21 protein-coding genes are annotated in these 24,287 nt (G+C 38.9%); 14 read left to right on the forward strand and 7 right to left on the reverse strand.

Annotated elements, in window-relative coordinates; all coding sequences use genetic code 11:
- Genes AC3M61_RS05975 through gatA form a run of 5 tightly spaced genes read right to left on the reverse strand, consistent with a single transcriptional unit; the run spans window position 1 to window position 6,011 of the window.
- On the reverse strand, window positions 1-1,116 hold the full coding sequence (locus AC3M61_RS05975) for an FtsW/RodA/SpoVE family cell cycle protein (protein WP_500779962.1): 1,116 nt from the start codon (window positions 1,114-1,116) through the stop codon (window positions 1-3).
- Entirely contained in the window at window positions 1,113-2,231 is a 1,119-nt protein-coding gene (gene hemW, locus AC3M61_RS05980; protein ID WP_500780026.1) for a radical SAM family heme chaperone HemW, read from the reverse strand. Before hemW ends, AC3M61_RS05975 begins: the two co-directional genes overlap by 4 nt.
- Before the next feature lie 27 nt (window positions 2,232-2,258).
- The gene (locus tag AC3M61_RS05985) at window positions 2,259-3,155 is read right to left on the reverse strand and encodes a hypothetical protein (protein WP_500779963.1); all 897 of its coding nucleotides are present in this window, start codon (window positions 3,153-3,155) and stop codon (window positions 2,259-2,261) included.
- A gap of 37 nt (window positions 3,156-3,192) precedes the next feature.
- Window positions 3,193-4,632 (reverse strand): Asp-tRNA(Asn)/Glu-tRNA(Gln) amidotransferase subunit GatB, encoded by a 1,440-nt coding sequence (gene gatB / locus AC3M61_RS05990; protein ID WP_500779964.1) that lies wholly within the window; start codon window positions 4,630-4,632, stop codon window positions 3,193-3,195.
- 23 nt (window positions 4,633-4,655) lie between these two features.
- Window positions 4,656-6,011 carry an Asp-tRNA(Asn)/Glu-tRNA(Gln) amidotransferase subunit GatA gene (gene gatA / locus AC3M61_RS05995; RefSeq protein ID WP_500780027.1) on the reverse strand — a complete coding sequence of 452 codons (1,356 nt, stop codon included), beginning with the start codon at window positions 6,009-6,011 and terminating at the stop codon, window positions 4,656-4,658.
- Window positions 6,012-6,180: 169 nt separating this feature from the next.
- Here gatA and AC3M61_RS06000 point away from each other — a divergent pair, with 169 nt between their 5' ends.
- The 9 genes from AC3M61_RS06000 (at window position 6,181) to AC3M61_RS06040 (ending at window position 16,361) form a co-directional block, all read left to right on the forward strand.
- Window positions 6,181-6,774, forward strand: coding sequence for a flavin reductase family protein (locus AC3M61_RS06000; protein WP_500779965.1), 594 nt, complete (start codon window positions 6,181-6,183; stop codon window positions 6,772-6,774).
- Between the two features lie 74 nt (window positions 6,775-6,848).
- On the forward strand, window positions 6,849-7,502 hold the full coding sequence (gene fsa, locus AC3M61_RS06005; protein WP_500779966.1) for a fructose-6-phosphate aldolase: 654 nt from the start codon (window positions 6,849-6,851) through the stop codon (window positions 7,500-7,502).
- A gap of 32 nt (window positions 7,503-7,534) precedes the next feature.
- Complete coding sequence (gene aspS, locus AC3M61_RS06010; protein ID WP_500779967.1) at window positions 7,535-9,259, forward strand: aspartate--tRNA ligase; 1,725 nt, start codon at window positions 7,535-7,537, stop codon at window positions 9,257-9,259.
- Window positions 9,260-9,300: 41 nt separating this feature from the next.
- The gene (locus tag AC3M61_RS06015) at window positions 9,301-9,630 is read left to right on the forward strand and encodes an STAS domain-containing protein (RefSeq protein ID WP_500779968.1); all 330 of its coding nucleotides are present in this window, start codon (window positions 9,301-9,303) and stop codon (window positions 9,628-9,630) included.
- A 4-nt stretch (window positions 9,631-9,634) separates the two neighbouring features.
- Entirely contained in the window at window positions 9,635-10,315 is a 681-nt protein-coding gene (cmk, locus tag AC3M61_RS06020) for a (d)CMP kinase (protein WP_500779969.1), read from the forward strand.
- A 7-nt stretch (window positions 10,316-10,322) separates the two neighbouring features.
- Entirely contained in the window at window positions 10,323-12,920 is a 2,598-nt protein-coding gene (gene ispH / locus AC3M61_RS06025) for a 4-hydroxy-3-methylbut-2-enyl diphosphate reductase (RefSeq protein ID WP_500779970.1), read from the forward strand.
- A complete protein-coding gene (gene der, locus AC3M61_RS06030) occupies window positions 12,874-14,268 on the forward strand; it encodes a ribosome biogenesis GTPase Der (RefSeq protein ID WP_500779971.1) in 1,395 nt (464 codons plus the stop codon). The genes ispH and der overlap by 47 nt, the downstream gene beginning before the upstream one ends.
- Before the next feature lie 4 nt (window positions 14,269-14,272).
- On the forward strand, window positions 14,273-14,590 hold the full coding sequence (locus AC3M61_RS06035) for a hypothetical protein (protein WP_500779972.1): 318 nt from the start codon (window positions 14,273-14,275) through the stop codon (window positions 14,588-14,590).
- Window positions 14,591-14,633: 43 nt separating this feature from the next.
- Window positions 14,634-16,361 carry an HD-GYP domain-containing protein gene (locus AC3M61_RS06040; RefSeq protein ID WP_500779973.1) on the forward strand — a complete coding sequence of 576 codons (1,728 nt, stop codon included), beginning with the start codon at window positions 14,634-14,636 and terminating at the stop codon, window positions 16,359-16,361.
- A gap of 13 nt (window positions 16,362-16,374) precedes the next feature.
- On the opposite strand, the gene AC3M61_RS06045 is transcribed toward AC3M61_RS06040, so the two are convergent.
- Window positions 16,375-17,727 carry a transporter substrate-binding domain-containing protein gene (locus AC3M61_RS06045; protein ID WP_500779974.1) on the reverse strand — a complete coding sequence of 451 codons (1,353 nt, stop codon included), beginning with the start codon at window positions 17,725-17,727 and terminating at the stop codon, window positions 16,375-16,377.
- A 282-nt stretch (window positions 17,728-18,009) separates the two neighbouring features.
- On the opposite strand from AC3M61_RS06045, the gene rpsB reads away from it, so the two are divergent.
- Window positions 18,010-18,786 carry a 30S ribosomal protein S2 gene (rpsB, locus tag AC3M61_RS06050; RefSeq protein WP_500779975.1) on the forward strand — a complete coding sequence of 259 codons (777 nt, stop codon included), beginning with the start codon at window positions 18,010-18,012 and terminating at the stop codon, window positions 18,784-18,786.
- 63 nt (window positions 18,787-18,849) lie between these two features.
- Here the strand turns inward: rpsB and AC3M61_RS06055 are convergent, their stop codons facing one another.
- A complete protein-coding gene (locus tag AC3M61_RS06055) occupies window positions 18,850-19,716 on the reverse strand; it encodes a DMT family transporter (protein ID WP_500779976.1) in 867 nt (288 codons plus the stop codon).
- 261 nt (window positions 19,717-19,977) lie between these two features.
- On the opposite strand from AC3M61_RS06055, the gene hrcA reads away from it, so the two are divergent.
- The 4 genes from hrcA to AC3M61_RS06075 are packed head-to-tail and all read left to right on the forward strand — an operon-like array spanning window position 19,978 to window position 24,258.
- Window positions 19,978-21,027 (forward strand): heat-inducible transcriptional repressor HrcA, encoded by a 1,050-nt coding sequence (gene hrcA / locus AC3M61_RS06060; RefSeq protein WP_448378373.1) that lies wholly within the window; start codon window positions 19,978-19,980, stop codon window positions 21,025-21,027.
- 30 nt (window positions 21,028-21,057) lie between these two features.
- The gene (locus AC3M61_RS06065; RefSeq protein WP_500779977.1) at window positions 21,058-21,657 is read left to right on the forward strand and encodes a nucleotide exchange factor GrpE; all 600 of its coding nucleotides are present in this window, start codon (window positions 21,058-21,060) and stop codon (window positions 21,655-21,657) included.
- Window positions 21,658-21,688: 31 nt separating this feature from the next.
- Entirely contained in the window at window positions 21,689-22,828 is a 1,140-nt protein-coding gene (dnaJ, locus tag AC3M61_RS06070) for a molecular chaperone DnaJ (protein ID WP_500779978.1), read from the forward strand.
- The gene (locus AC3M61_RS06075; RefSeq protein ID WP_500779979.1) at window positions 22,825-24,258 is read left to right on the forward strand and encodes a hypothetical protein; all 1,434 of its coding nucleotides are present in this window, start codon (window positions 22,825-22,827) and stop codon (window positions 24,256-24,258) included. The genes dnaJ and AC3M61_RS06075 overlap by 4 nt, the downstream gene beginning before the upstream one ends.
- The last annotated feature ends 29 nt before the right edge of the window (window positions 24,259-24,287 follow it).

Here is a 24,287-nt window from a genome sequence, read left to right on the forward strand (position 1 = left end):
TTAAATACTCTCTCCTTCTTTTGAAATTCTTATGTTCTCCCGTTTTTCGCTATCTTCTTTTCCAAGTAATCCTGAGAGTATTATTCCAAAACCTATCAAAAGAGCCATCATGGAGCTTCCGCCTGTGCTTATAAAAGGTAGCGGGATACCGGTTACCGGGAAAAAACCGGCGAAAACTCCAAGATTAATTGTAACATGGAAAAGTATAACTGTTGCATACGACCAAGTAAAGACACGAAGTGCAGTGTCTTCTATGTAACTTCCCAACCTCATCAGTGAATAACTCAAGAACATGTACATCACACAAACAAGGATTATACCAAAAAAGCCAAAATCTTCACCAATGACCGCCAAGACAAAATCACTTTCCGCCTCAGGAACGTAAACCTTCAACCAGCTGTTACCTATTCCAACACCGGTTGGTCCTGAGTTTTTCAATGTCTTTAGTGCTATCTCGACCTGCGGTGCCAATTCTCCACTGAAGAAGTATCGTAACCTGCCAAGTTGGTAAGAATGTAATAAACCTGTCATTGAAGCAATTATGACTGCAACAACAATCACTACAATAGCTACAACAAAATACCTCAACTTCGTGCCCCCGTAATACAAAGTAACTGAGCCTATCAAAAATGTAAATATGGCTGTGCTTAAATTCGGCTCGAGGATAATCAAAAGAACGTAAACCAATACATAAAAAAGCGGCAATAACATTCCTGTCCAGGCTTCAGACATCTTAGCTTTGTGTTTTTTGGCGTAAATTGATAGATAGAGTATTAGTATGATTTTAGCAAACTCGGAAGGTTGTAATGTAAACCCTCCGATGTGTATCCATCTGTGTGCACCATTTATCGGTGGGAAGACAAATACCAACCCCAACAAAACAATGCCTATTGCGTAAAGCCATTTATCGTACCTTTCATAAAAACTAAAAGGTATATTCTTCACAATCAACATGAGAAACAAACTAACAGCCATTGTAACCACATGTTTTACAAAAAAATTACTCGAGGTATTAAAAACCTGTTCTTTTGCAAGGTCCAAGCTATACATCGCTAAGGCTCCAATAACAAAGAGCACAAGATAAGTGACTAATGTAACTTTAAGCTCTGCTCTCACTTGAAATACTCCTCCCAAACACTAAGAAGTGTTACGAAGAATAGGTTACTAAAGTCCATTCCTTGCTCTGTAAGTTTTTCTCCATCAAAAAATTCAAACCTTCTTTTAAGAATATCGAGTACATCCTTTGGATCTACACCTGTTTTACGCTTCACATATTCAATATCAGAACCCCATTTTGTTCTTAGAGACATAAAGAGTGTCTCTAATGCCTCTCTTTCGGGTGTATTGAATACTTCGTAAGACCTTGGTAATCTACCTTCTGAGATTGCTAAAAAGTAGTCACTCAGTTTCTCGAAGTTATTATACCTCAGAAAACCTATATGACCACCTGCGGCAACACCCAAACCTATGTAGTCTGTATTGAACCAATACTTTAAATTGTGCAAACAATATTTGCCATTGATGGTAAAATTAGAAATCTCATACCTCTCATATCCAAGTGCCTTTAGTGCATTTAAGAACTCATCATACCTTTGAAACGTCTGTTCGTCTGGTTTTTTTAGTATACCGGCACCGTTTTCGGAATGAACCTCTAACATATAAACGGAAACGTGGTCTGGTACAAAATCACTCACAAAACGAACGTTTTCTTGAATGGTTTTCCATGTTTCTCCAGGTAATCCTACAATAAAATCCACATTCACGTTGTCAAAATACCTTCGAGCTATGTCGTACTTTCTCAAAAATGTTTCAAAATCGTACAGCCTACCAGACTTTTTCAGCACAATGTCGTCTGCACTCTGCAATCCCATGCTCAGTCTATTTACTCCGAGTGCCTTGTATTCCACAGCTAAGTTTATATCGAAAGAGTCAGGGTTGACCTCTATCGTAAACTCCTGAAAGCCGTTTCTTGCATAAATGGAAATGGACTTAACTATTCTGGCAAGATTCTGCAGTGGAAATATGCTCGGGGTTCCGCCACCTATGTATAATGTTGCAACACCTTCGCTGAGATACTCTTTATACAGCTCTATCTCTTTCAGTAAATATTCTGTATACTCATCATAGCTTTTATCCACAAAACTTACAAAGTCACAGTATACACAACGACTTTTGCAGAATGGAATATGTATGTATAACCCTAATCCTTCTTGAAACCTCTTGGTATGCATCAACTCACTCGACCTCTCCAAATTGAATCATTCAGAAAACCTGAGTCTAAAATAAGCCACGTTGTTTTGGATTATCAAATCCCCTGAGAACGGTGAAAGGAACCTAAACCAAACACCGTATTTGAGGTTCTGGGAAGATGGAACGTAAGTTCCATACGTTGAGAAGAAAAATCTGAAATCCTGGAAGTCTATAAATATCCTCCCTCCGAGAAGCCCTACTAATCTACCTTCATCGAAATCCCACCCAAGGTTCACAATCGCCCCTTGTTCGAGTGACTTATCCGCAAACACAAAAATGCCTAGTGAGTAGATATTTCCTATCTGCACAAAGCTAAGAGGTAACGTATCGACTAAAGCGTAACCCCTCTTCATGTTTATCTCGACCTTTGGCTCTTCGTTTCCTAATTTTGAGAGCGAAAAACCTTCGTAGTTCAACGAGAAAGGTCCTATAACCATATCACCAAATGGCAAGCTTGGTAAAGAAAACCATGTCTTGGAATATTCCGTTTGCAAGACCTGGTTCGTGGAAATGTAGTAAGTCTTTTCAAAACCAGTGACAGGTATAGAATAGTTTTCATATCCTATCGTAAGAGCAACCCCTTGCACTTGCCCAACAAACGTTAGTAAGTTGAAATAGCTTTTATCTAACGGGCGCTTCATAGTTATAAATCCAAGTTTGTAAGACTCACTCCTGACATTTTCATCGTGCAACCTCAATCCCACTGCCCAGTTGGAATCTTCGTATACTAAGGATGCATTCCATACATTGAGCGAAATAGCTTTATACATACCCTGTATTTCGGGGTTTACAGTCTTCAGTATGTTTCCAATATCTCCAACTACGTCTCCCAAGCCAGCTGTTAGTGAAAAAAACAAGAATACCAGAATTAGTAACACAAATCTTAAGCCTTTGCATATATTCATCCCGGTCCCCCCTCAAAACCTTTCAAGAAAATAGACTTCAGTTTCTTAGTAGCTTGTTCAATACCTCGTTTACCGTCTTTGGATTTGCCTTGCCTTTGAGCTCTTTCATAACTTGTCCAACGAAGAAACCAAACAGGCCTTCTTTCCCAGCTTTGAAAGTCTCAACCTCTTTTGGATGGCTCTCGATAACTTTTCTTGCAATTTGTTCTATCAACACGGTGTCATCTATCTGTTTCAAACCTTTTTCTTCAACTATCTGTTTAGGCATCTTCCTTGTGAGCAATGATTCCTGGAACACATCCTTTGCCATGTTCCTTGAAATGGTTCCAGCCTTTATCAAGCCGATAATTTCTACAAACGTTTCTGCACTTACAAACAACTTTTCCTTTTCGTACTCGCCATACAATCTGAAGAGCTCTGTTAAGAACCAGTTTGCAACCTCTTTAGGTTCACCTACTTTTTTCACAGCTTCTTCGTACAAGTCACCAATCTCTTTGTCTTCAACGAGTGCCCATGCTTCTTTCGTGTTCAAACCGTAACTTTCTACAAATCTTTTGAGCCTTTGCTCTGGTAACTCACCAATTGTTGCTTTGATTTTCTCAATAAATTTATCATCAAGCACGACTGGAGGTATATCCGGTTCTGGAAAGTATCTGTAATCGTGCGCTTCTTCTTTACTTCTCATACTCACCGTTGTTTTGGTACTCAAATTCCATCCTCTTGTTTCCCTTTCCACGTCTAGCCCTTTTTCCAAATGTTCCACAATGCGTTCATACTCGTATTCAAGAGCCTTTTCAACAAACTTAAAAGAGTTCATGTTTTTGACCTCTACTTTATTGCTTTGCTTTCCTGTTAGAGTGTCAACAACTGAGATATTTGCATCGCAACGCATAGCTCCTTTTTCCATATCTCCGCTACTTACGCCTATATATCTCAAAATGCTTCTCAGCTTCTCCATAAATATCCTTGCTTGCTCTGGAGACTCTATATCAGGTTCAGTAACAATTTCAGCTAATGGTACTCCACATCTGTTCATGTCAACAAGCGAGTAATCAGCTTCAGTGATGTTATCTCCAGCATGCATCAACTTTCCGGCATCCTCTTCTAAATGTATTCTTCTTATTCGAATCTTTTTACCTTCAACTTCCAAAAATCCGTGTTCCGCAAGTGGATAAAAGAACTGAGTAATTTGGTACCCCTTTGGCAAGTCTGGATAGAAATAGTTCTTCCTGTCAAATCTTGAGTACCTGTTTATCTTACAATTCAAAGCCAATCCTAACTTAACTCCTAACTCAAACATCTCCATTGACGGCACAGGCAAAGCACCAGGTTGACCCGTGCATACGGGACATATCGAAGTATTAGGTTCCAAATCGAATACATCTGCACTACAGTTGCAAAATGCTTTCGTTTTTGTGCTCAATTGAACATGTATTTCAAGCCCTATAACCGGCTTATATCTATTCGCCTTTTCCATCCAACATTCAACCTCCTTGGCATTTAAAGTCCTTTTTCTTTTAAATGCCTTTCAATGTAATCGGCAAACCCTAAGACTTTGGCATCAGAAAATCTTGGACCCATTATTTGGATGCCAACGGGTAGATGTTCCACTTTACCAAAAGGAATGCTAATTGCTGGCAATCCAGCAAGATTTGCAGGGATTGTGAATATGTCCATCATATAATACACAAGCGGGTCACTAACAGAACCTATTTTAAAAGCAACAATAGGAGATGTGGGTGTAACAATAAAGTCGTATTGCTCAAAAACGCTGTTGAGCTTCATCGATATCTTTCTTCTAACTTTCTGAGCCTTTTCGAAATACGCATCGTAGTAAGCAGCGCTAAGTGTAAATGTTCCAATTAGTATCCTTCTTTTCACCTCGTCACCAAACCCCATTCCTCGGGTCTTTTCATACATCTCTCTTAACCCTTCTGCTGAAACCCTTAAACCGTATTTCACCCCATCGAATCTCGAAAGGTTTGAACTTACCTCCGCAGGGGCTATTATGTAGTACGTGGCAACTGAATATTTGATTTCGTCTAAATCAACTATATCCACCGAATGTCCTAAGCTCTCTACGAATTTAATGAATTCATTCACCTTTTCTTTTACGCCATCTTCAACTCCTTCATTGAAAGACTGTTTGGCAACGGCAATTTTCATCTTTGGCAATTCTTTCCCTATGAACTGCGTAAAATCGATGTTTCTATCAACTGTTGTAGAGTCGTTTTCATCTTTCCCTGCGATTATGTTCATCAATATCGCACTATCTTCAACCGTTTTTGTGATAGGTCCTATTTGGTCCAGTGAAGAAGCAAAAGCGACAAGTCCATATCGTGAGACCAAACCGTATGATGGTTTAAAACCTACGACGCCACAAAGGGCTGCAGGTTGTCTAATCGAGCCTCCTGTGTCACTCCCAAGTGCCGCAACTACTTCTCCAGATGCCACAGCTGCAGCCGACCCTCCGCTACTTCCGCCAGCCACTCTTTCCGTGTCGTGTGGATTTCTTGTGGGTCCAAAGGCAGAGTATTCCGTGCTCGCACCCATTGCAAACTCATCGAGATTAGTCTTCCCAACAATGGAAAATCCGTTTTCTTTGAGTTTCTTCACGACCGTAGCATCGTAAGTGGCAATGTAACCTTTCAATATCTTTGATGCACAGGTAGTTTCAATCCCTTGCACATTTATGTTATCCTTTATCCCTATAGGAACTCCACTTGGAGCTTGTTTATTTACACTTATAAACGCATTCAAAATTTTATCTTCCTTTTCAATAACTTCTAATGCACTTTTCACAAGTGCGCCTGAATCATCACTCTTTGCAAATTGAATAGCTTCTTTGAGTGTCATTTTTTTAAACTTCTCAAAGTCCAAAAGCCTCTCTTCCAATGCAAACACCTCCTTGCTCTTTCGATGAAATTATATCACATATTCAACAAAATACACCGTTGTGTGTTAAAATTGATAATAAAGCAAATGAAAAGAAAATTTAGCTAAAACAACTTGGGGAGGGAAGAGGATGAGCAGATTAACATTTGAACTAAGCAGTGGTAAATATTATTATCATTACCCATTCCCTGTTGCTATAATAGGAGTCAAGGTTGCCGAAAAAGTAAATTTCATGTCCGCCGCATGGCATACACAACTTTCCTTTGACCCACCACTTTATGGTATCTTAATCTCGCCAAAAAGATACACAAACGAGCTTATAAAACAAACAGATGCATTTTCTGTCAATTTTCTGAAATTCGAAGATTACAAAATTGCCGGCTTTGTCGGAAGAACATCGGGAAGGGAGTTGGATAAAGTTAAAACATTCGAACTAAAATATTTCGATGGAAAAGTTCTGCATGTGCCCGTTTTAGAAAACGCAATAGCTTGTTATGAGTGCAAAATTGTAGACCACAGAACTTACGGAGACCACATATTATACGTCGGAGAAATCGTTGGAATACATTACGATAAAACATACTACGACAATGGACTCTCTAAATCCCTGCTACTTTACCACGGTAACGATAGATACACATGCGCTCTAAACGAAAGTATAAAATTTGGTAAAGAAGAGGTTTATAACGAACTTAACAGCAAAAAGTTTAAGTCAGGCTTTTAAAAGTTAAAACAAGTATGGTATAATCTTACCAAAGGTTTTGGTTCATCTAAGTCTTCGACAGGGGGTGGCTTGATATGAAGATTTTTCTCGATACAGCGAATCTTGAGGAGATAAGGCAGGGAGTGGAGTGGGGAATAGTCGATGGGGTTACAACAAACCCAACTCTAATAGCAAAAGAAGGAGCAGATTTTGAAAAGCGTATAAAGGAAATATGCGAGCTTGTCCAAGGACCAGTCTCTGCTGAGGTTATCTCCTTGAACTGGGAAGGTATGGTCGAAGAGGCTAGAAAACTTGCCGCAATCGACGAACATGTTGTTGTAAAAATCCCAATGACCCCTGATGGAATAAAAGCTGTGAAGATACTATCAGCCGAAGGCATAAAAACAAATGTGACACTTGTTTTTAGTGCAAACCAAGCTTTACTCGCAGCGAAAGCTGGTGCAACGTATGTTAGTCCTTTCGTAGGAAGAATAGATGACAACGGTAACGATGGATTGAAACTGCTAGAAGAAATCATGCAAATTTTCGTTAATTACGGCTTTGAAACAGAAGTAATTGCCGCAAGTATAAGACACCCAATGCATGTTGTAGAAGCTGCACTCATAGGCGTAGACATAGCAACAGTTCCATTCGACGTGCTTAAGAAAATGTTTATGCATCCATTAACAGATGTTGGGATAAAGAGATTCTTGCAAGACTGGGAATCATACAAATCTTCGAAAAAGTAAAAAGAAAGCGAAAACCAAAGGGAGGTAAATAGATGTATCGAACTCACAACTGTGGTGAGCTCCGCTTAAAAGACGAAGGAAAGCAAGTAAAACTCGCGGGTTGGGTTGACAGAATTAGAGACCTTGGCGGTGTCAAGTTCATAGTCCTCAGAGATAGGTACGGGAAAACGCAGGTTGTTGTAAACCCAGATTCACCAGTTTATTCGATTGTCAATACAATTTCCAGAGAGGACGTTATCAACGTTGAAGGCACTGTTCGAGCAAGACCAAAGGAAGCGGTGACACCTGAACCAACTGGAGAGATAGAAATCCTCGCTGAAAAAATCGAAATTCTCTCAAAATCCGAACTGCCTCCGTTTTATCCTGGTGATGAAGTTTCAGAAGAAATACGTTTGAAATACAGATACTTGGACCTTCGAAATCCGAAGATGGCAAACAACCTCATTGTCAGGCACAAAATGGCGTTCCATGCCAGAGAATTCTTAACAAGTAAAGATTTTCTAGAGATTGAAACTCCATACCTTACAAAGAGCACCCCAGAAGGTGCGAGGGACTTCCTTGTCCCATCTCGTTTGAAAAAGGGCACGTTCTATGCTCTCCCACAAAGCCCACAATTATTTAAACAAATACTCATGATTTCAGGTATGGATAAATATTTCCAAATAGTGCGTTGTTTCCGCGATGAAGACCTGAGAGCAGATAGACAACCTGAATTCACCCAAATTGATATAGAAATGTCTTTTGTCCATATGGAAGATGTCCTGAAGCTCGCCGAAGACCTGATAAGATACATTTACTCAAAGGTGGGGATAAACCTTCCCGAAAAATTCGATAGAATCCCATATGAAGAAGCGATGGAAAAATATGGGTCAGACAAGCCTGACCGAAGGTATGGAATGGAACTACAAGACCTAACAAATCACTTCAATAATACGCAATTCAAAATCGTGGCAGACGTTCTTTCAAAAGGTGGTTTTGTAAAAGGTTTTAAAACACACATACCTATGAGTAGAAAATTAGCTGATGAATACTCAGATTTTGTAAAGACTTTTGGTTTAGGTGGCATTCTTTGGTTTAAAATCGAAAATGGTCAAATTGTATCCACCACAGCAAAGTATTTAGAAAATGAATATTTGGAAATCTCAAAGACCTTTGAAATGAAAGAAGGAGACGTTTTCATACTTGCAGCACACGATAACAGAGAAAGGTTGAACGAAGCACTGGGTGCCCTAAGGCTGAAGATAGGAAAAGAGCACTTCAAAGTGGAAGGTTTCGATGCCCTTTGGATTGTAGACTTTCCATTCCTCGAATGGAGCGAAGAAGAAAATAGATTTGTCGCTCGACATCATCCATTCACAATGCCATACGTAGAAGATTTAGAAAACGGTGTGGAACTTTCAAAAATCAGAGCACATGCATATGATATGGTTATAAATGGCTATGAAGTCGGCGGTGGAAGTATAAGAATTCACAGGAAGGATATACAAGAGAAAGTTTTTGATATAATTGGTTTGACAAAAGAAGAGATGGAGGAAAAATTTGGGTTCTTCTTGGAAGCACTTAAATACGGTGTGCCTCCGCATGGAGGAATTGCATTTGGACTGGACAGACTAGTTACAATAGCTGTTGGTGCAGACAGTATACGAGAAGTTATCGCATTCCCAAAAACATCCAGTGGCACTTGTCTATTAACCAACGCACCATCAATAGTTTCACAAAAACAGCTTGAAGAGCTTGGAATTTCCTTGAAACAATGATGTAAAACCTTGGAATACCACTAACAACGGGAGGTGTGTCTATGGCTATTAAATTTGACAAAAGGGAAGAGAAGGACAAACTGATTATCTCTGTTCATGGCGAGATAGACGCGTACCATTCAGGAGAAGTCAAAAAGTTTCTCAAAGATGCCATAAATGAAACAAAGCTATCGAAAATCGTTCTTGATATGTCGGAAGTAAATTATATTGACAGTGCGGGACTTGGTAGCTTGGTTGCACTCTACAAAGATGCCAGAATGGCTGAAAAAGAACTCGTTCTTGCCTCACTCAAACAGACCGTTATGAGAATATTCGAAATGACGAGGCTTGATAGAGTATTCAAAATTGTGCAGACTGTTGAGGAGGCATGATAAATTGCACTGTAAGATTGCAATAGACGGACCAGCCGGCTCGGGAAAGACTACTGTTGCAAGAGAGGTTGCCAAAAGGTTGGGAATTGACTACCTTGATACAGGCGCAATGTATCGTATCGTTGGGCTTTATCTTCATGACTGCGGTGTGAGTCCAGATTCAACGGAAGAAATTGAAAAGACGTTAAGTAGTGTTTCGATAGAATACAAAGATGGGAAATACTATTTAAATGGTAAGCAAGTGGGAGACGAAATTCGGACGGCAGAAGCTGGTATTTACGCTTCACATTACGGTGCAAACCCCGTAGTAAGAAAATTTTTAACGAAGATTCAAAAAGAAATCTGTGCAACAAGGAGCATCGTTGCCGAAGGGCGTGATATAGGCACCGTTGTCATGCCAGACGCTCAAGTCAAGATTTTCCTCATCGCCTCTCCAGAAGTCAGGGCAAGAAGAAGATACGAAGAACTCAAAAGCAAAGGTCTAGAAGTTAGTTACGACGAGCTCCTTAAACAAATAATAGAGAGAGACAAACTCGACTCTTCGAGAGAAATAGCACCTTTGGTTAAGGCAGAGGACGCTATTGAAATTGATTCTTCCAACCTAAGTGTTGAAGAGGTAGTTCAAAAGATTCTGGAAATAGTTAAAGAACGCTGCAGTTTAAATTTGAAAAAGGTAGTAAGGTGAAGTAGTTATGCCAAATGTAATAATCGGACCTGTTGGATTTTGCTTTGGCGTTGAAAGAGCTGTTGAAAGGGTCAAAGAGTTGCTTCGCGAAGGGAAGAATGTTCTTACCGACGGTGAGATAGTTCATAACAAAAATGTTATGAACCACCTCAAAGAGCTCGGTTTGATGGTCGAGGAAGATGTTGGTTTTAAAGATACTATATTTGTTGTTAGAGCCCATGGGTTACCACCAAAGGTGTTAAGTGAAGTTTCAAAGAAATACCAAATAATTGATTTAACATGCCCAATAGTTTTGAACGTCTTCAAACTCGCTGAAAAACTTAGAGCCGATGGGTTCAAAATTATTGCTTACGGCAATCCACATCATGCAGAAATGATTGCACTAAAAGGACATGTCGAAGACGCAATAATTACAAAAATGCCTGTCCGCATTGAACCTGGAAAATGGGCAATCATAAGCCAGACGACAAGTTCTAAAGATGGTTACGAGCAGTTTGTAAAATCGATGAAAACACTGAACCCCGACTCAGAATTCAATATTTACAACACCATATGCAACGTCACCATTGAACGAGAAGATATTGCGAAAAAATTTGGTGAAATGTGTGATTTAACAATTGTAATAGGGGGAAAGAATAGCTCTAACACGAAGAAACTTTACGAGATTGCCTTAGAAAAAAAGGGTAACGCTGTTCATGTTGAGGATATTGAAGAATTGAAAAGTTTGATTTCTGTTAACTCAAAGCTTTCTGAAATTCTTTCGAACACTAATTCAAAGGTTGGTATTTTGAGTGGTACTTCTACATCGAATAACGATGTCAACAACATCGTTAAATATATTCTTGAAAAATACGGTGGGAGGGAACTTTTCATGGCGGAATTTGAAAAACTCAACAACACTGTTAAAGGAGAACAGGTCAACTTTGAACAGTTAGAAGGCCAAAGCGAACCATCATTTGAAGAACTTCTTAACGAATCCGAAAAAGCGATGGAACAGAATCGTGTGGGGAAGGGGCGTATAGTGGAAGGAATCGTAACAGAAGTCACACCAACAGGATTAACCGTAGACTTTGGATGGAAAGGAACAGGAGTTGTACCTCTTGAAGAACTTTACAAAGAACTTTCGGAATACAAAGTAGGCCAAAAAATCCTTGTTAGAATAGAAAAATTCAACGAGGAAGAAGGAACAGCAATCCTTTCGGAAAAGAAACCGATGCAAAGGAAAGTTATGGAAGATATATTCATCGCATTTAAAGAAGGCAAAACAGTTACTGGAAGAATACTCGAAAGGATTAAAGGTGGATACAGAGTCCTCATTGAGAATGTCGTAGAAGCATTCCTTCCAGGTAGCGAGTCCAACCTAAAAGAAGGAGAAGAATTGCCAAGAGAAAAAATGCACTTTGTGGTTATAAATTTTGAACAACGGGGTAGAAAAACCAACGTCGTAGTTTCCAGAAAGAGACTTTTCCAAAAACTCATCGAGGAATTCTTCCAGACAAAAAAACAAGGTGATGTCATCGAAGGCATTGTTGAAACCATTGATGAACGTGGCGCATTTGTCAAAATAGGTGGGGTTTTAACAGGATTCTTACCAAATGGCGAAGTTTCGTATAACAGCTCTGTTAAAGCAAGTGATGTCCTAACTACAGGAAAAGTCATGAAATTCCAAATCAAAGAGCTCGACCAAGAAAAAAGAAGAATAACGCTCAGCCTCAAAGCCCTGATGCCAGATCCATGGGAAAACGTGACCAAGAAATTCCAGGTCGGTCAACAAGTCTCAGGCATCGTCACATCGATAAAACCCTTCGGATTCTTCGCAAAGATAGATGATGGTATTGAAGGACTTGTGCCAATATCTGAAATCTTCTGGGGTAAACCGGGGAAAATCACGGATGTTGTTGCTGTCGGGGATGCAGTTAAGTTACAGATTCTTGAAATCGTCCCTGAAAAGCGAAGAATAGTGTTGAGCTATAAATCCGTTGAAGGGAATCCTTGGGATAAAGTTGAGCAAAAATATCCAGAGGGTAGTATAGCCACTGGTAAAGTTATTAAGGTATTGCCAAACGGAGTCATAGTCGAACTAGAACCTAACGTTACTGGTTTCTGCAACATTTCAGAGATATGCTGGAACTTTGTTGATAAAATTGAAGACGTGATAAAAGAAGGCGACATAGTAAAATTCCAGATACTCTCAATCGACAAAGATAACAAAAAGATAAGGGTTAGCATTAGGAAAGCGAAGGAAAACCCCTGGGAAAAATTTGCAAAGAGCCACAAGGAAGGAGATACAGTAACCGCAAAAATAATAAAAGCTGTTGACAAAGGTTACATCGGACTTTGCGAAGGTGTGGAGGTCTACATACCAAAAACTCAAGTATACGATAATTTGAACATCGGTGATGAAGTTACTGGCAAAATTATCAAACTCGAACCACAAAAAGATATCTATAAAATTATCGTCAGTCCGAAAGCTTACGAAGATGAAAACGCTTTGAAAAGTGCAAAGTCAACAGAGGAGACAAACATAGCGAAAGTAAGTATGGAGGGAAAATTAGAAGATGCCATTGAATCCAAGGAATCAGAAACAGGAACAAGTAAAGACTGAGGAACAAGTTCAACAAGTGAGTAAAACTGTAGACATATCAAAAACACCAACGGTGTTGATAGTTGGAAAAAGCAATGTTGGAAAATCAACACTTTTTAATAAACTCATCGGTAAGAGAAAATCGATAGTTGCAGATGAGCAAGGGACCACAAGAGACGCGGTCATTGACCGCGTCGTTTATTCTGACAAAACATTCCAATTGGTGGATACTTGTGGAATCTTTGAAGGAAAAGAAGACGAAATTTATGAAAAAAGTAAAGAATTCACACTCAAAGCTTTGCAAGAAAGCGATTTGATACTTTTCGTTGTCGATGGAAAGAATGGACTTTCCTCAGAAGACTACACAATCGCCGACATGCTCAGGAAATCCGGGGTCGAAGTTATCTTGGTTGCCAACAAGTCTGAAAGTGAAAAGAACTATTCAAAGGTTTATCCAGAACTTTTCAGCTTGGGATTTGGTGAACCCTTCCCAGTTTCTGCAGAACAAAGCAAGAATCTGGACGAATTGGTTGAACTGATTATCACCAAGCTTGAAGAAAAAGGATATGACCTAAGTAAGACTCCAAAATTTGAAAACCTCATAAGGGTTACAATTGTTGGCAGACCTAACGCGGGTAAATCTTCGCTCTTCAACATGATTGTGAAAGAAGAGCGTGCATTAGTTACACCAATTGCTGGAACAACACGCGACACAATAGACGAGATCGTCAAGATAGGCGATAAAAGTTACCTCTTTGTCGATACAGCTGGTTTGAGAAAAAAGAGCAGAATTGAAGACTTTATAGAACGTGTTAGCACTTTCAGAACGATAGACGCTATTGAACGTTCCGACGTTGTTGTCTTGGTCATTGATTCTACTGAAGGTATAACAAGACAGGACCAAAGGATAGCAGGACTTGCAGAAAAGAACGGTAAAGGTATTGTAGTTGTATTTAACAAATGGGACTTGATTAAACATGCAGACAAAAGAATCAAAGATTTTATTGACCAGTTCAATGAAAAACTTTATTTCGTAGACTTTGCACCAGTTGTCTTTACAAGTGCGATAAATCGTGTTGGATACAAAGAGTTGATAAGAGCAATCAACACAGCATACGATTCCCTCCACAAAAAAGTCCCGACAAGTGCAGTAAACGCTGCTATCCAAAGGATGATAGCCAAACCACCTCACGGACTAAAGCTTTACTACGGTTTGCAAGTTGACATACGTCCACCAACGTTTTTGTTTTTCGTGAACAAATTAGAAGTTCCTGAAAGCTTCCAAAATGCGATAAGGAAAACAATAAGGGAGCAAATAGACCCATTCACAGGTGCTCCGATATTCTTGAAATTTAAAGAGAGGGAATAAGCTCATGAATGGCTCCGAACCGTTGTCGGATGATTTTGTAGAACAACTTGAAAAAATGTTAGATGAAGCAAAACACACGGCATGTCCACCATGTGTAAAGTGTGGTTGGTGCTGCAAACATACCGTTTGTTACTACGGTGAATGGGACTACGAGAAAAACCAATGTAAGTACTTAACTGAGGATAACCTGTGTAGTAAATACGAAGAGATAAATGCATTCGAAGAATCACAAAAACTTGAGATTAGGCTCTTTGGAAGTGGATGTTGTTTAAACTACGAAAACCCAGATAGGGTAAGAATTCTGAAAAAATCTCAGAAGTAACTTGTTTCAGATAAATACATTTAAACAAGAGGGAGCGATAGTAATGCAGAGGATTGACCAGCTGAAGAAGAGTATCCTCATACGAAACATTCTAATCGCAGTTTCAGTTACTTTATTCGTTTTCGTTGGTGCGTTGATTTGGACAAGATTTTATAGCACTGAAAGTTCGAGGACACATTTTGAAAAGATAGACATAGCGTTTAGAAATTTTCTTGATACATTCAATACGATAGTTTCGCATCATGATGAAGAGTTGGAAGATTACATAAGGGCCAATCTTCCTTTAGCCAAGGAACTTATCGGCAACTTAAATAAAAATGAAGCCTTAGAAAGCATTAAAAAGCAACTTTCACAAACCGTGTTATACAGTATTCCAAACGTCTTCGTTGATATAGATATTGGCTTGTTGAACACTAAAGGAGAAGTTTTGAACGCAACAGGTTATCTGGCAACCGTAAAAAATATTGGATTTAAACCTACAGTTTATTCCACAAATTCCATATCAATTCTTACAGGATTTGTTCCAGGGACATCGCGTATGGTGAAATACCTGTGGTTACAGCTCTCTGAAACAGAATATCTTCTTTTCACGTTATACCTAAATCCAAGGTTATATGAAGGATTTGTAAAAGGATTGGTAAACCTATCCGCAGGAAATGTTTCTGAAATCGCAATATACGTTGATTACGAAAACAGGTTGGATACCTCCAAAAAAGTAGCTGATCCAATAATTGCGGAAGGCTTTAAGGACCAGTATTTGAAAAAAGATTGGCCAAAATCTATATTTTACAAAGCTTACGTTTTTTCTTCCCACGGAGAATTAACTGTTCCAATTTATCTCAAAGTTGTTTTCGATTTCCGAAAAGTTTTACTCTACGTCTTCACTTATTTGCTTGCGTTTATACTAACCGTAGTTATTTTTACACTCTTTTCCACACAAGAAACTCTAAAACCTTTCGCTTCAGATTTGAACAAGCTCTCCATTGCCGTAAGAGAAATTGGAAACACGGGCACTTTACCACCTGCAGGCAACTTTAACTTGGTTGAAACCCAGGAATTCTATGAAACTCTCTCGGCAATCTTACAAGAACTGAGCGCAACTATGGAGGAATTAGAGGCAACAAACCAAGAACTTATGCGTTCTTACGATGAAATAAGGCTCAAAAGCGAGGAATTCAAAAGACTTTTGGTTAACATCTCCGAAAAACTGGCTGTTATTGCAGAAGGCTATGACGAAAATACAGGTCAGCATATATATAGGGTGAAACACCTCTCCAAATTACTTGCTGAAAAGTTGAATTTGTCAGAAGAAAAAATTGAAGAGATAAACATGTTTGCAAGTTTGCATGATATAGGAAAGATTTTCATACCAAAGGAAATCCTGCTAAAACCTGGAAAGCTAACACCAGAAGAATGGGAGGAAATGAAAAAACATACAATCTATGCAAAAAGAATCCTGGATGTTCCCGGTTTTGAAACCGCGTTAAACATCGCACTGTATCATCATGAGAATTACGATGGAACAGGTTATCCATTCGGTTTAATAGAAGAAGAAATACCGATTGAAGCGCAGATTGTAAAAATCGTCGACGTCTACGATGCACTGCGTTCCGACAGACCATACAAGAAAGGTATGACCCACGAAGAGGCACTGGAAATCATCTTCAAAGGTGATGGTCGAACACTTCCATCTCATTTTTCACCAAAGGTATTGGAAGTATTTAAAGAAAACGGTGATGAAATACGTAAAGTTTGGGAAAAATTAAGATGATTGAATTATTCTCTCACTCTATATTCATCTTTTTCTTGAATTCTTTATCTCTTTCCATTTCAGCGGTTGCCTCATATACGAGGGCTTCCGCTGATATGTTTTTTTCAGGAAGAAACTTTGCAAAACCGATGCTAATATCACAATCTACATTGCTTTTCTTCAAAGAATCTGTTAGCCTCTTTCTAAAATGCTCCGCAAAGAAAACACCATATCTGTAAAGGACCAGTGCATATGTATTTTGTGATATGTGAATTATAATATCGCCTTCTTTTATATTCTGCCTAAGTATGCTTTCAACCTTTCCAATACTCTCTTCACAATTCTTTCCACCAAACTCCAAAACAACAACTCCGAGCGACTGATTCTCACGCTTCGAAAGTTCCATGTACTTTTTCAACATTTCTACTCCGATACTGTAACTGTAAATCCCTCTGCTCTCGTCGAGAATGCTTTCTTTCAATATAGCTTGTTTATTTACCTCTAAAGCTGCTTCGTAGCGAGTTTTTTGAAGTTTTATTACATGCATAAAGCCAACAATGGTAAGTACGTAAATTCCTATAAATATTACTATCAAATACATCTGAAAACCTTGTCTTCCAGCCCTTCTTGAAATTCCAAAATATGAATTGAAAATCTTATCCAACTCGCCAGAAGCTTTCATAAAAGCAACCGTCTTATCAATCTTTTCTAAAATATCTTTGTTAGCAATTTCAGAACCTTTGCGAATTGCAAACTTGAGCTGAACAGGACTAAAAATAAAGGACGTTGCCCTAACTTTCGGATACTCGGTGCTGTTGACAAGATAAGCTAACCTACTAACAACACCTGCTATCGCTTGTCCATTGTTAACAGCTCTTATCACATTCTCGTATGTGTCGTATCCCACATAGTTTGGTTTTATATCAAACGATTGAGCAATCTCCAAAAACTTTTGATAGTATATATCCCCACGGTTAACAGCAACATTTTTCCCATCTATCTCCCTTATATCTTCGAGCGTTTTAAAACTAACAAGCACACCCCAGTTCATAATTACAGGTTCTGCGTTAAACGAATATAATTTCTCACGTTCTGGCGTATGCGCAACACAAACGACCATGTCAATATAACCTTTATTCAATTGTTGCATGAGATCAGCAAATTCACCAAAAATGAATTCTACACTGTAACTTCCTAACACTCCTGCCTTTTTGAGCACGTCTATGAACAAACCCATAGGCTTACCATTCTCGTCGTAAGTTAGCGGGTAGTTATCGTAGTAACCTATCTTCATCGTCGAAAACAAAAGTGTAGAAGCCAAAAACAAATAAAAGAAAAAGATAAACACCTTCAGCTTTTTAACTTCCATCGTTGCTTTTCTCTTCATTTCCTACTTTGCCCTCCCCCGAACATCGAGTAGAGAATCCTATTTTTTATTTTATCACATTTTACTCTCAGAAAAAATACCTAATTACCCTTTAATCACGGTTTTTCGGTCCGTAATAGCAAATACTTGACGAACAAAAAATATATGATAAAATTCGAATGCGTTAAACAATATATCCCAATCCACACGCCAACCCGTTTCCCACCTCGGTGCCTTGCACAACTTTGCAAGGTCGGTGGGTCAAGGGGGCGGAGGATAAAACCAAATCATGGAGGTGTCGGTATGCCAGTAGTAACGATGAAACAACTTTTGGAAGCGGGTGTCCACTTTGGACACAGAACGCAAAGATGGAACCCAAAGATGAAGCCGTATATTTACGGTGCAAGAAAAGGTATCTACATTATCGATTTGCAAAAGACCGTCAAACTACTCGATGAAGCTTACGATTTCGTCAGAGACGTTGCAAGCAAAGGTGGAACTATCCTTTTTGTTGGAACAAAGAAACAGGCACAACAGGTCATTAAGAACGAAGCTGAAAGATGTGGCGGATTCTACGTTAACAACAGATGGCTCGGTGGACTTTTGACAAACTTCTCCACGATTCAGACAAGGATTCAAAAGCTCATCGAACTTGAGGAAATGGAAGCAAATGGTGAACTCGACAAGCTCCCAAAGAAAGAACAAAGCAAACTCAGAAAGAAACTTGAAAAACTAAGAAAGAACCTCGGCGGTGTCAAAAACATGAAGAGCTTACCCGATGTTATTTTCATAGTCGACCCGAGGAAAGAAAAGATAGCCGTTGAAGAAGCAAATCATCTCAAGATACCAATAGTTGCAATGGTTGATACAAACTGTGACCCAGACCCAATTGACTACGTAATACCATCGAACGATGACGCAATAAGGGCAATAGCTCTCATCGCTGGTAAGATAGCAGATGCATACCTCGAAGGCCGCGAAGGAGTACCATACTCAACAGAAGAAGCTCCAACAACAGCAACAGAAACAGAGGAAATCGAAATCAGCATACCAGAAAACCTCGACGAAGAGGAAATATAAAATGTTAAGTTAATAATTAACAAAGCCCTCGGAAAAGCCGAGGGCTTTTTTGTATTATCTAAATTATTGAACTTCTTTGCTTTTCAGATAAGAATTAAGAATTAGTGATACGAGTATCAAAATCATTCCTAATATTTGTATTGCAACAATCCTTTCATGCCGTATGAAACTGCCAGCTATTACAGATATTACCGTCGTTAGGTTTGAGAAAAGAGAAGAAACCGTCGGGGAAACTTTACTGAGCATAAAATTCACAAGGAAAAACGCAACCGTCGAAGAAAGTATGCCAAGATATAACGCTCCAACAAGAACAGAAGGGTGGAATGTAATTGTGAAATGTCCTGTTGCGACACTTAGGAAAAAGAAAAAGACAAATCCTGTAAGCATCATAAAAAACGTTATCTCAACAGGAGCAAATTCTGAGGACAATTTTCTTGAGAAAATATTGTAGAGTGCTGCGGAGAAAACCGCACCCAGCACCAATAACTTTCCAAGCAGTGCTCCTTGTTCCAATCCCCCACCTTTAACGATGAGAAATACCCCCAGAAAGCTAAGAAATGCGAAGAGAAGTTGATACCATCTGATTCTTTCTTTCAACAATGCCGGACTCAAAATCGTTATAACAATAGGAATTAGAGCAATCAACATCCCAGCTTCCGAAGACGTCGTGAACCTGAGTCCGTTAGTCTCAAGTAGAAAGTAAGCAATCGGTTGGAACAGCGCTACTTTCCATAACTTCCAATACGGTTTATTTGTTAGTTTTACGACTCCAAAAAACCAAAGCAATAGCATTACACCACTTGCCACACCAAACCTAAGAGCTAAGAACGTGTATACATTTATATGTTCTATACTGTTTTTAGTAAAAAGGAATGATAACCCAAATATCGTCGAAACTGCAAATCCGGAGATATACACCTTCCAGTTCACCCTTCTCACCTCAGGCAAGCAAAATTCTACGTAAATGTTCGTATTCCGCACGATTTTTCTGTTACTATTTTACCAAAAAGAAAATTTTCATCAATATTTTTCATTGCTTATTGTTTGATATCTAAGATGGTGAAAACACACCAAAAATTGACAAACTCTTACACTTATGGTAATATATTAGCAGACTAAAGTATAGATTGCTAACATCTTTGATAACAAAAATTAGATTAAAACGAATAGAAAAACGGAGAGGTGATAACCGTGTTAGGAAACGATATCACCGAAAGGCAAAAGAAAGTTCTTTACTGCATTGTTCAAGAATACATAAACACGAAGACCCCTGTAAGTTCAAAAAGGGTTTTGGAAAGTGCTGCAATTGAGAGATCCGGTGCTACTATTAGAAACGACATGAACCGTTTAATGCGCACAGGATACATATTCCAGCCACACACTTCTGCTGGTCGTATTCCAACAGACAAAGGTCTAAGATTTTATGTAAACGAACTGAAGAAAATTAGGGAAGAGATAAAGTCAAAGAGTTCTCAAGTTGAGGTTGCAGCAAGATTTCCGATCGGCGATATGGAAAAGGTGCTCACAGGTGCTGCAAAGTTGCTAAGTTCTTCAACAAAGGGCATGGTTGTTATTGAAAAACCCAGTCCACTGACTCTAAGAATCAGACGCATAGTTGTAACACCTGTGAGTAAGAATTTCTCAATTGCAAGCATAATCACATCTCTTGGTCTTAGCTCATCCATCCCAATTCAACACACCGAACTTGAGGATATCGAAAAAATAGAACAAATGCTTAACAAAGCGATGACTGGATTAACGTTGAATGAATTCAAATCCAAGTTGCGAGATATCCTTGTGCGAATCAATAGTCTTAATAATCTGAATAACTTAAAAGACAGTGACTTTGGAACAATCAATCGAGGATTTTTAGAAATCACAGAAAGGTTATCTGTTGAAAGCTACGAAGATTACATAACAGAAGGTTTGCCAAACCTTCTTGCAAACGATAGAATCAATCTAAAAAAATTACAAAATATCCTTGTGTATGTTTCATCCGACGTGTTCTACAAAGAACTATTTGAACTTGATAACGACATATATATCGGTAAAGAGCACGGATTGAAGTTCCTCGAAGATTTCTCGGTAATCCTTGGACAGTTCTACTCAGAAGATAATCCCGTTGGACGCGTTGCTGTTATTTTCGATAAATACGGTCGATATGATTTGATTATGGATAGCTTCGAGTTTATGCTCAACAGACTGAGCGAGTATTTCACTATAGTATCGAGAAATGTTTAAAAACTCAAACTAAAGTAGGAGGTATGGAACATGTGTGAAGAAAAGAAAATAAATGAAATACATCAGGGAGAAGAAATAAGCCAAGTGAACCAAAACGAACTATCAGAAGAAAACAAACAACTGAAAGAAAAGATAGCAGAGTTAGAAAATCAGCTGAAGGAAATACAAAATGCTGCACGTATAATCAAAGCAACATTTGAAAATTACAAGCTGGACGTTGACAGGCAAATTAGAGACGCAACGAAATCAACAGCACTCCGTATAGTAAAAGCACTTATACCCATCTTGGACGATTTTAAGAGGGCTTTCAAATACTACGAATCAGACAAGGATTTAGAAAAATTCAAACTCGGAGTAGAAAAAATCTATGAAAAGCTTCTAAAGACTCTTGAAAACGAGGGATTAAGGGTTATTGATGCCTCTGGAAAATTTGACCCGTTCAATCATGAAGCATTTGAAAAAGAAGAACGCGATGATGTTGAAGAATACACCATTCTTGAAGTCATTGAAGATGGTTACACATTCAATGGGCAGGTTGTAAAGCCAACCAAGGTGCGCGTTGCTATAAAACCAAAGAAAAAGGAAGAAAATACCACAGATAACGCAGTCAATGACCAACAAAACACGTGAGAATTAAAATTGAAAATAGAGGTGGTTTGCTATGCCCGCGAGAAAAGACTACTATGAAATTCTCGGTGTGCCAAGAAATGCTTCTGAGGATGAAATAAAAGCAGCATATAAAAGGCTTGTAAAAGAGTGGCATCCTGATAGGCATACTGGTGAGAAGAAAAAAGAAGCAGAGCAGAAATTCAAAGAAATTCAAGAAGCATACGAGGTTTTAAGCGACCCTCAAAAACGTGCGATGTATGATAAATTTGGATACGTTGGTGAAGGTGGTTATGTTTACGAACCATCAAGAGGAACCGGTGGGTTTGGTTTTGAAGACATAAGCGACATCTTCAGAGATTTCCTGAACGATGATATATTCAACATATTCTTTGGAGGTCACAGAACGAGCACATCGCAAACGCAAAGGACAACTACTGGAAGAAGATACGCAAAAAGAGGAGAGGATATAAATCTTGAGGTAACCATCTCGGAAGCCGACGTATTCACAGGCAAAGATGTCACCGTAGAGTACGACCGATACGAAGTTTGTGACAATTGTAAGGGAGAAGGAGTAGAACCCGGTAGTAGATGGGTAACGTGTTCAAAATGTCACGGAACCGGCGTGGTCCGTGAAGAACGAAGAACACCGTTTGGCGTGTTCATAAATCAATACACCTGTGATGTTTGCGGTGGTAGTGGTGCTGTTCCGGGAGAAACCTGTCATGTTTGTAGAGGTGCAGGAAGAGTAAGGAAAAGAACAAGCGCTGTTGTAAACATACCAGCTGGTGTAGAAGATGGAGCTGTGATTAGAATTCCAAGGAAAGGTAACGCAGGAACAAGCGGTGGGGATTACGGTGATCTATATGTCCATGTTCGGGTTAGAAAAACAAGTGATTACAAACGTGAAGGTGATGATATAATAATAACTGTCCCTGTTGATTACGTCACTGCCATACTCGGTGGAACTGTATATGTAAATCTGCCAAACAATGAACGTGTTCCAGTAGAGATACCATCAGGCACACAACCGAATGAACGTATTGTCGTTAAAGGAAAAGGTATTCCAAACTCAAGAACAGGAAAACGCGGAAACCTCATAGTAGAAGTGAAAGTCTTAATACCGAAAAGAGTCTCATCTAAAGAAAGAAAATTACTCGAAGAAATAGCAAAGGAAAGGGGCTTAGAAATTTGAGACTTGATAGGGACAAACTAAGGAGTTTTCAGAAAAATAGAAAGTTCAACAAACGGAGCAAACTACAACTCATTAGAAACTTAAAAAAAGCAAGCTCTTCAACCCTATTTTCAGTCTCAGGATCCCAGAAGACAAAGAAACACTCAAAGTCAAAAATTTTAGTTTCGGCGATTTTACTTTTTATAACTCTTGGAATCTTGGTGCTTAGCTTCGGACTCATTTTCACGCGTAGTTACTTATTTTTACCCTCGACAAAAAGTGCTTCCGGCAAGGAAGACGTTATAAATAACAAAGACATAATAATAGATATCGGTTTGGAATCAAGAATATCAAAAGTTATCAGCATTGAGGATGGCTTTGTTGCAGTTGGTTCAACAATAACTGATGAAAATGAGAAATATCAGATATTGCTTGTCAAAATAGACGAAACCGGTGAAATTATCTGGACTAAGCTTTTTGGTGCAGATGGTGATGATTTCGGATACGACGTTATCTCTTTAGACGATGGTTTCTTGGTTCTTGGAACAACTTCATCAAAAAGTTTGGGTGTCTCAGGAAGATACGATGCGTATGTCGTCAGACTTGCTGAAAACGGGAACGTGGTTTGGGATAAATCTTTTGGAGGACCTGACTGGGATAGGGCTTACAAAATAAGAAAAGTTGAAGATAAGTTTGTGTTTGTTGGTGACAACTACGCAAAAGGTGGAGATGTAACTCAAAATTTTGGAGAGCACGATTATTGGATTGTTGCGTTTTCAAATGAAGGTAAAATCATTTGGGACAGAAGTTTTGGAGGAGTGCGTTGGGATAGAGCTTACGCTGTTGGTTATGATGCGAAGAGCAAACAAATAATCGTTGCAGGGTCGAGTAACTCATTTACAGATGGGACACGTTACGATGGATACGTTGTTAGCTACGATATAAACGGAAATCTACTTTGGCAAACAGTCCTTACAAACTCTCAAACCCTTTGGCCCATGGATTTATATGTCACAGCTGAAAGTGTTTTCGTCGGAGGTTACGTTTATGAATTCTCCAACGCTCCAAATTCCGAAAAGTTAGGAACTGAGAAAGCCTTCATTGCAAAATCGTCTCTAAACGGAGAGGTGGAGTACGTAAAAACGTTCGGAGAAAATGTGAGAATCCATTCTGTGATTTGTAATTCTCAAACACAAGACCAAGACTTGAATGATGTTGTTTACTTCGCAGGTTACAAATACGATTATGAGAAAAAAGTTCCTTGGTATGGTGTATTTGAATTCAACAGAAACTCAAATCTCGTCAATATCTTTGAAAAGACAGTTGACACGGAATACGGTATGCTCTTTTCGATATCCAGAGATGAGAAGAGAAATGTGTTCATATTATCCGGTAGCATTATGGATAATGGAAAAATGAAAGGATTGATAAAGTTTTTATCGGATATATAAGACCGCCGAAATTTAGCAAGAAACTGCTC

This window comes from Fervidobacterium sp., from assembly GCF_059913585.1.